This is a genomic window from Streptomyces sp. NPDC127197, from assembly GCF_042672405.1.
Taxonomy (GTDB): Bacteria; Actinomycetota; Actinomycetes; order Streptomycetales; family Streptomycetaceae; genus Streptomyces; species Streptomyces flavusporus.
The window spans coordinates 1-6,796 of sequence record NZ_JBHXVG010000095.1 but is presented as its reverse complement, the minus strand read 5'-3'; the positions used below and the strand labels follow the sequence as shown (position 1 = coordinate 6,796).

The window sequence follows — 6,796 nt, the reverse complement described above, 5'->3', positions numbered from 1 at the left end:
GCGCGGGTGCGGTCGGCGAACCGGTGCCCGGTGGGCCATGGCGACCCGCTCTCGGCCGGTGCCGGAGCCTTCTCCGGTACCGACACGGTGAAGGTCGCGCGGAGGCACGAGCGGTGGCGGGAGACGCACCGCTCGGCCGCTTCGCCAAGGTTGCGCCAGAGGTGGAACCGGTCGGCGACCTGGACTGCGGTGGGTGCCCCGATCCTGGCGCCCTCGGCGAAGAACGGGGCACGGTCACGGCAGACGACCTCGATCCCCGGATGCTCCGCCAGCCAGGCCGCCACAGTGCCTGCCTCGCGATCCGGCAGTAGGTCAACCGGCCTGCGGGTCTCGACGTCGACCAGCACGGTCCCGTAGACACGGCCCTTGCGCATCGCGTACTCGTCGACGCCGACCACACGCGGAACTTGCGGCTGGGGTTCCGGGAGGGAGTCGACCAGCCGCAGGACCGTGTTCCGGCTGACCCTCGACCCGAAGACGTCGGCCAGCCGGGCGCCGGCTCGACCGGCCAGGGCGAGGCCGACCTCGGCCAGCACCGACCGCATTCGTTCGGTCCGTTGGCTGTACCGCCGGGTCAGGCCCGCGACCTGCTCGACGAACGTCCGCCGCCCGCAGGAGACGTCTTCGCATGTGAAGCGCCGGACACGGAGCCGCAGCACCACCCGCCGTCCCGCCACAGGAGGTCAGCTGGAAACCGCAGATAAGAGCCGTGCACCCGCCCGGACCAGCTTCCGCAGCCCGGGCACCGAGCCCCGGCCGTCCGGCATCTGACACCGACTCGGATCACCTCTCCGTCGTCCTGCACCGACACCACCTTGATCCCCGGATCCGCCAGGAAGAGCAGCTCTTCCAGCCGGAGCAGTACCTCGCCCACAGCCCAGAACCATTAGCCCGAACGCGGTCAGCACCGGCAGTTTCCAGACGATCTCGCGAGACCTATCAGCAAGACCAACAGTCACAGGGAGTAGGCACATCACAGAAGTTGGACCAGAGCCGCAACTTCGTGTACATAGCCACCCCTGCTCCGTCCATCTCCGGTACTGCGTCCTCGTCTTCGTCGTCGCACTCGTGGTTCGAGTACGTCGTGGTGTCGTCATCGAAATGGGCATCTCCCGAGGCACCGCAGCCGTGGCAGCGCCATTCGGCACTCCAGGTCACCTCTCCATCCAGGCCGCACTCGTGCCCGGACGACGCGGTGTCCTCGTCATCCCACAAGGCCTCGCCGGAGCCGCCGCACTCGGAGTGCTCCCACTCCCCGCCCCACGCCACATCTGCCTTCACCGATCCGTGCCCTCCCTCTGGGGCAGGGACTGGTGGGCCGCGAGCGCATGGCGCAGCGTCGGCCACAGCAGATCGTTCCGGCCCCACTCCGGATCGACGATGGTGACCTGCCACGCCTCAACCACCTCGCGGACCGTGTCCGAGTGGCATCCGGGGAAGACCTGCCGCACCGCGCGAGGCGGCAGGCGGTCACCGACACCGGTGTTGATGCGATCACCCCACCGCGTCACATCGACCGCCCCGGAGTCCAGCAGACGGCGCCCGGTAGGCATGTAGACCCGGGTCAGCAGACCGTTCTGACGCGCCAGCTCGTTCACCACACCGGCCAGGCTGGGCCCGGCGAACCCCGTGACGTACGCCCGCTGGTGCCACAGCAGGCCCTGGTGTTCGGCGAGTTCCCCGGGCTGGCTGTTCTCGGTCAGGATCCCGCCCCGGTTGCAGGCGGCGAGCACCGGCACGAGCGGCATCGTCTCGGGGTCGGGGCCGGTGTGGTGGCCGTTGGGGTGCCCTGTCAGGCGTCCCTCCAGCCAGTCGGCGGTGAGCCGTGCCAGGTCCTCAAAGCTGCGGGCCGCACCCCAAGCCCGGCGATCCGTACGACGCATCACACCGACCCCTCCCCCCAGTGCCCGGCGAACTCCACGGCCAGGTCGGTCAGCCAGCGCGGCAGCACCCGCATCATCAACGCCCGCACGGGTCAGCCCCCGTCCGTGCTGTTGTCCCACCGATGTCCGTTGGGACACACGAACGTGTGGTTGCTCAGCAGCTGGTACGGGCCGCGGTCCCTCCACGCGTGGGTACCCTCCACCGCCGTCTCCCCGCAGCGCCAGCAGTTCCAGCCCGCCAGCTCGTAGGGGACCAGCGGGCGAGGCTCCGTCGACCGCGACGCGGGTACCGACGCCGGCATCGACGGTGCGGCCGCGCGCTCCAGGATGAACGCCAGGTGATCGACGGGCTTGGGCGCCACCGCAGGACGCGGCACGGGCGGTGCGATCCAGTCGTCGGCCCGTACCGCCCACTCCTCCAGCCGCATCTTCAGCGGCCGGGAGCGGGGAACGGCCCGCACGATGCACCACACCCCCACCCCGACCACGACCGCGGACACGACGGCTAAGAACTCCTAACGCAATGCCCCCGTATAGGCCGAGTGCTGATGCGCGTGCATCATGACGGCAGTCGATGCAAGCGTGGGGAGCGGGGATGGCCGAGGGCACCACTGTGGATCTCATCCGCCTGGGCGACGGGGAGAGCAGTCTTGGGGTTCGGGTTCTGGGCCGCACCATGCCCGGGGTGTTGCCCTGGCACGACTTCCTGGATGCGGAGATTGTCGTCACGAGTGGGTTCGCCCAGGGACGTCTGGAAGTGTGTCTGGCCCCGGATGACTTGGATGGCTGGGCTCAGGCCCTGGGCGCGCTGGCCGCCGGGCGGGACGTCGTCTGGATGGACGACGGGCGCAACCCCGAGATCCGATTCGAACCGTCTGGCCAGAGTGGGGTTGCCGTGGTTGTGGTGACGGACGCAGTGGGATCGGGGACATCGGTGCGGGTCCCGCTGCGCCTGGCCGATGGATGGGCTGATGAGCACTACGAACGGCTGCAGCATGTCCGGGTTTCCTGGCCCCAGGAGGTTGTGGAGACCTCCCCCGGCGCCTACGAGTGGCGGCGCTGAACTGTTGTCAGCCGTCGCCAGCAGATGATGCTGCACGCCAGGCTGAGGAACGCTTCGTGGATGTCGTCGCGGATCTCCCAGCGGATACGCAGGCGGCGGAACCAGTGCAGCAGCGCGAAGCTCTGCTCGACCACCCACCGGTGCACGCCCAGTCCTGACCCGTGTTCGGTGCCGCGTCGGGCGATGACAGGGGTGATTCCCACTGCCCGGACCTGCTTGCGGTACTTGTCGTGGTCGTAGCCGCGGTCGGCGTAGAGCGTGTCCGGTCGTCGGCGGGGCCGGCCCCGCCGGCCGCGCACCGGTGGGACGGCCTGGATCAGCGGCATGAGCTGGGTGACGTCGTTGCGGTTGCCGCCGGTCAGTGACGCGACGAGCGGGATGCCGTGCGCTTCGGTGATCAGATGGTGCTTGGAGCCTGTTCGGGCACGGTCGACCGGGCTCGGTCCGGTTTTGGGCCGCCTTTCATGGCCCGCACGTGGGAGCCGTCGATCACCGCCCTCGACCAGTCCAGAGCGCCGGCGGCGTGCAGTTCGGCCAGCAGCGACTCGTGCAACCGCTGCCAGACTCCGGCCTCGTTCCAGTCACGCAGCCGCCGCCAGCAGGTCATGCCGGAGCCGAAGCCCAGTTCCTGCGGCAGGAACTCCCGTGGAATGCCGGTGTAGAGCATGAACAGGATGCCCGACAGCACCTTGCGGTCGTCCAGACGTCTGCGCCCCGGGTGATGCGGGCGACGCGGCACGACCGGAAGCAACGGCTCGATCCGCGCCCACAGCTCATCGGACACGATCCACGGTAGCTGTTCACCCCTCCTCATGCGCAGGCCAACGCAGCATCAGACACCCACATTCCAAGGTCAGAACACCATTCTGTTAGGAGTTCTTATGGGCACGGCGCGACGGCTGGTAGCGGAGATGTCCTGGCGCGCCTCGGCAGACTACAACGGCGGGAACACTGACAGGCCCTGATTGCGTTCAGCGCCCGGACCTCCTCCTTCCAGCCGGGCCAGCGCAGATCGGCGTAGAACTCATCGAGTGCCCCGGACACCAGCCACGCCAGCCACGTCGAGTGACCGCCCCCCAGAGCCTCTTGGGCACCGCAGGCGGTCCAGATACGACAGCTCCGCCGCCCTGTCGTGGAGCTTCAGCCACCGGTTACCGGACACGGCGTTTCCCAGCGCGCCGGCGGCCTAGGCGTATGCGGAGGAAGACGAGGTCGGCAACGAGCACCATCACGCCGATGACCAGCAGGTAGAACAGTCCCTCGGTCACCGCTCCGATGATGCCCAGCACGATCGCCACGATGATGAGCAGGAGAAAGAGGGCCATCTGCATCACCTCATATCGCGGCGTTCCTGGCCCGTCTGCGGATCTTCCATGGCGACCGGGCGTGTCCGGCCGGTGCCGGTGTCGATGAGGATCTGCTCGGCCGTGGTGTTGTCGGCGCTGACGGCCCGGGCCATCGCGGCGCGTGCCGCGTCGGGAGTCGTGTCCGGTGGGACCACCAGCAGGGAGAAGTGGTCTCGATCGCCTCGGGTGATGAGCACGGTGTCGTCACCGACCGGGAAGGAGTCGATGTGCACGACCCGGTCGTCGATGATCAGTCGTGTCGGTAGTTCTTCCCAGGCATTGGAGTCCAGGCCGACGCGGTCGACGGGTCCGAGGTGCTCGGTCAGCGCGGTGATCAGGCTGGGCAGCTCGGCGCCGATGTCGCGGGAACGCGGCCACCATGCACCGTCGAGAACTCCCTGACGGGCATGCGTGGTCTCCAGCCGCAGGAGGGCTGTTCCAGGTTTCACGGCATGGTGAATCGCGTCCGGCAGAAGCTTCGCTTCACGCGGGGTGTCGGCGTCGGACATGGTGTGCTCACCCGTCTGTGGGTTCGGCATGCGCTCGCTGATCGCCTGGAATGACGTCTTGGCGGCTGCCGGTTTCACCGTACTCCGTGAGCCCACGCCCAGGCTCACCCGCTCGCTGCGGATCTCCGGGTTCCCATCGAAGCTCGCTGGTCACATGCGGGTTCACCGGACCGCGCCCGGAGTACAGTGGAACCACCGGGAGTACTTCGCACACCGGCTCCCACGCCGGTGCCGTTCTCGGCGAGCAACAACACCGGGACGTCGAAGACAAGCCCGGGGACAGGTCCGCGCCATGACCGCGACCATCGACCGTATGACTATCAGTGAGCGCGTGACCTCACCACCGGCCCGCCTGTCTCTGACCCCGGCGGGGTCCGCCCCGGGTCTCCTGGACGGCGCCTGGTGGCCTCGCTCTCGCGATCTTTCCCGTGAACTCCCCGCCCTCATCGACGTGCTGGACGCGCGCTGGGGCCGGATCACGCGTGTCACGGTGAACCCGACCCACTGGCCCATGATCCCTCACAAGGTGCCCGTGGCCGGGCACACTGTGCACGTGGGCTGGTTCGCCGACGAGCAGGACCCGCACAAGATGATCCTGCTCTCCTACACCGCAGGCCGCTGGGACCTGCTGGTGATCCCGCCGGAGACCGACGCGGCCGCCGCCGCGCGACTGATGGCCGCCGCAGCCACCCCCAACGGGCTCGCCACCGCCAGCGCTCTGATGGCGAACGAGGACACCTCCCGTGAGGCGAAGGAGTCGCTCGACCGAGAAGAGGAGTGGGAGACCGAAGGCGGGCACGCCGCGCCCGGATCCATGAGCTCCGCCCGAGAGATGTGAGGACATGGAGATCGCCATCACCGTGTCCGTGATCATCATAGGAGTGCTGCTCATCCATCTGCTCAATGGCCAACACGACGAACGGATCGCGGCATTCCACTACGGCGACGCCATGCCGGGAATCGGCCGGCGGAGCCGGAAGGGCCGATGGCCGGCAGAGCATGCCGGATCGCCCGCCGCCACTCCTCGCCGCAAGCGACCCGAAGAGGGCGCCGGATGACGCGGACCCTTCTCCTGACCGGGGGCGGTGGGTGCGGCGCCACGGCGCCCACCCACCGGCACATCGCCCCGATGAACGAGGCCACCATGAAGCCACCGGAACCACCTTCGGGCGGGCGTACCGAGGTACGCATCGTCGCCGCGTCTCCCGAGGCCGCCCGTCGGGTAGCAGAGGTACTCCGCCGTTGCTTCGCCGCCACCGAACAGCGCAGCTACCCCGCCGGCAGCGACGGCGGAACCCGCCTCCACCTCACCGTAGACACCACGCACACGGCAGAGCCGGCGCGGTCCTGGCTGGCAGCCAGTCAGTCCTCCGAGCAGGACCTCACACAGACGGACGAAATCTGAGACAAGGACCCTCGACGGTGCCCGGCACGAGTCGGCGGCAATCATGGCAACACTCCGCGAGCGGAAGAATTACCGCGAAGCGATCATGAAGACCCTGTACGAGACCACGGAGGGCAATCGCCTCCTCGGCGTCACCGGGGCGAAGCTGCGCGACGACCTCCACATGTCTGAGCAGGACCTGGCCGCAGCGTGCGCATATCTGGCGGGCGAGGGGCTCATCACAGTCGACTGGGCACAGGGAAACACACCCGCAATGGCCACGCTGACGCATCAGGGAATCCGGTTCATGGAGGCCGAAGAGGAGGAACGCGACTGACCCGGCGCAGGGGCCCCATCGGGTCAGGGACCGCATTGCAAAAGTGTCTCCTGGGGAATGGTGACGGCTCTGGTTCCATTCCCCGTCGCCTGAGCAGCCGGTCTGCGAGCGCGGGATCGAGTCCGCCCTCGTCATGATTATTGCTGGGAGTTATATAGGCGATGTCGCCATGTTGCATCCTGTCAATCCCCTCGCAGCGTGGAGACGATCTATGCGGCCAGTCCCTCGGCGAGGGTGGCTCGGTAGTCACGTTCGTAGTCGATCGGGCTCTTGA

Annotated in this window: 12 protein-coding genes; 5 read left to right on the top strand and 7 right to left on the bottom strand. The window is 68.3% G+C overall.

What is annotated here, in order from left to right; translation table 11 throughout:
- From ACFVJQ_RS45195 to ACFVJQ_RS45185, 3 genes are all read right to left on the bottom strand, one after another.
- Window positions 1–659: ISL3 family transposase (locus ACFVJQ_RS45195; protein ID WP_385791774.1), on the bottom strand; the 659-nt coding region annotated here is incomplete at its 3' end.
- 618 nt (window positions 660–1,277) lie between these two features.
- A complete protein-coding gene (locus ACFVJQ_RS45190) occupies window positions 1,278–1,883 on the bottom strand; it encodes a DUF6919 domain-containing protein (RefSeq protein WP_385791772.1) in 606 nt (201 codons plus the stop codon).
- Window positions 1,884–1,975: 92 nt separating this feature from the next.
- Complete coding sequence (locus ACFVJQ_RS45185; protein WP_385791770.1) at window positions 1,976–2,383, bottom strand: hypothetical protein; 408 nt, start codon at window positions 2,381–2,383, stop codon at window positions 1,976–1,978.
- 95 nt (window positions 2,384–2,478) lie between these two features.
- Here ACFVJQ_RS45185 and ACFVJQ_RS45180 point away from each other — a divergent pair, with 95 nt between their 5' ends.
- Entirely contained in the window at window positions 2,479–2,946 is a 468-nt protein-coding gene (locus ACFVJQ_RS45180) for a DUF5959 family protein (protein ID WP_385515626.1), read from the top strand.
- Here ACFVJQ_RS45180 and ACFVJQ_RS45175 read toward each other — a convergent pair.
- The 4 genes from ACFVJQ_RS45175 to ACFVJQ_RS45160 form a co-directional block, all read right to left on the bottom strand.
- Window positions 2,928–3,760 (bottom strand): IS5 family transposase gene (locus ACFVJQ_RS45175; protein ID WP_385791768.1). Its coding sequence is split into 2 segments (ribosomal slippage): window positions 2,928–3,400 and window positions 3,400–3,760, totalling 834 coding nucleotides; the frame shifts between segments, so codons are not numbered across the junction. The two genes, ACFVJQ_RS45180 and ACFVJQ_RS45175, sit on opposite strands and share 19 nt — an antisense overlap.
- A 65-nt stretch (window positions 3,761–3,825) precedes the next feature.
- Window positions 3,826–3,990 (bottom strand): DUF2625 family protein, encoded by a 165-nt coding sequence (locus ACFVJQ_RS45170; protein ID WP_385791766.1) that lies wholly within the window; start codon window positions 3,988–3,990, stop codon window positions 3,826–3,828.
- 107 nt (window positions 3,991–4,097) lie between these two features.
- Window positions 4,098–4,271: a hypothetical protein gene (locus ACFVJQ_RS45165; RefSeq protein WP_385515629.1), complete on the bottom strand. Its 174-nt coding sequence runs from the start codon at window positions 4,269–4,271 to the stop codon at window positions 4,098–4,100.
- Window positions 4,272–4,276: 5 nt separating this feature from the next.
- The gene (locus ACFVJQ_RS45160; protein WP_385515685.1) at window positions 4,277–4,801 is read right to left on the bottom strand and encodes a DUF5994 family protein; all 525 of its coding nucleotides are present in this window, start codon (window positions 4,799–4,801) and stop codon (window positions 4,277–4,279) included.
- A 292-nt stretch (window positions 4,802–5,093) separates the two neighbouring features.
- Between ACFVJQ_RS45160 and ACFVJQ_RS45155 the strand changes: the two genes are divergently transcribed.
- From ACFVJQ_RS45155 to ACFVJQ_RS45140, 4 genes are all read left to right on the top strand, one after another.
- On the top strand, window positions 5,094–5,639 hold the full coding sequence (locus ACFVJQ_RS45155; protein WP_385791764.1) for a DUF5994 family protein: 546 nt from the start codon (window positions 5,094–5,096) through the stop codon (window positions 5,637–5,639).
- Between the two features lie 4 nt (window positions 5,640–5,643).
- Window positions 5,644–5,859: a hypothetical protein gene (locus tag ACFVJQ_RS45150; protein WP_385791762.1), complete on the top strand. Its 216-nt coding sequence runs from the start codon at window positions 5,644–5,646 to the stop codon at window positions 5,857–5,859.
- A gap of 86 nt (window positions 5,860–5,945) precedes the next feature.
- The gene (locus ACFVJQ_RS45145) at window positions 5,946–6,206 is read left to right on the top strand and encodes a hypothetical protein (RefSeq protein ID WP_385515686.1); all 261 of its coding nucleotides are present in this window, start codon (window positions 5,946–5,948) and stop codon (window positions 6,204–6,206) included.
- A 43-nt stretch (window positions 6,207–6,249) separates the two neighbouring features.
- Window positions 6,250–6,522 carry a hypothetical protein gene (locus tag ACFVJQ_RS45140; protein ID WP_385515631.1) on the top strand — a complete coding sequence of 91 codons (273 nt, stop codon included), beginning with the start codon at window positions 6,250–6,252 and terminating at the stop codon, window positions 6,520–6,522.
- Window positions 6,523–6,796 lie beyond the last annotated feature (274 nt).

What these genes read in the sequence shown, in the direction of transcription:
- ACFVJQ_RS45145 (WP_385515686.1), top strand. Translation starts at nt 5,946, where the DNA reads ATGAAGCCACCGGAACCACCTTCGGGCGGGCGTACCGAGGTACGCATC.
- ACFVJQ_RS45140 (WP_385515631.1), top strand. Translation starts at nt 6,250, where the DNA reads ATGGCAACACTCCGCGAGCGGAAGAATTACCGCGAAGCGATCATGAAG.
- ACFVJQ_RS45150 (WP_385791762.1), top strand. Translation starts at nt 5,644, where the DNA reads ATGGAGATCGCCATCACCGTGTCCGTGATCATCATAGGAGTGCTGCTC.
- ACFVJQ_RS45155 (WP_385791764.1), top strand. Translation starts at nt 5,094, where the DNA reads ATGACCGCGACCATCGACCGTATGACTATCAGTGAGCGCGTGACCTCA.
- ACFVJQ_RS45190 (WP_385791772.1), bottom strand. Translation starts at nt 1,883, where the DNA reads ATGCGTCGTACGGATCGCCGGGCTTGGGGTGCGGCCCGCAGCTTTGAG.
- ACFVJQ_RS45180 (WP_385515626.1), top strand. Translation starts at nt 2,479, where the DNA reads ATGGCCGAGGGCACCACTGTGGATCTCATCCGCCTGGGCGACGGGGAG.
- ACFVJQ_RS45160 (WP_385515685.1), bottom strand. Translation starts at nt 4,801, where the DNA reads ATGTCCGACGCCGACACCCCGCGTGAAGCGAAGCTTCTGCCGGACGCG.
- ACFVJQ_RS45165 (WP_385515629.1), bottom strand. Translation starts at nt 4,271, where the DNA reads ATGGCCCTCTTTCTCCTGCTCATCATCGTGGCGATCGTGCTGGGCATC.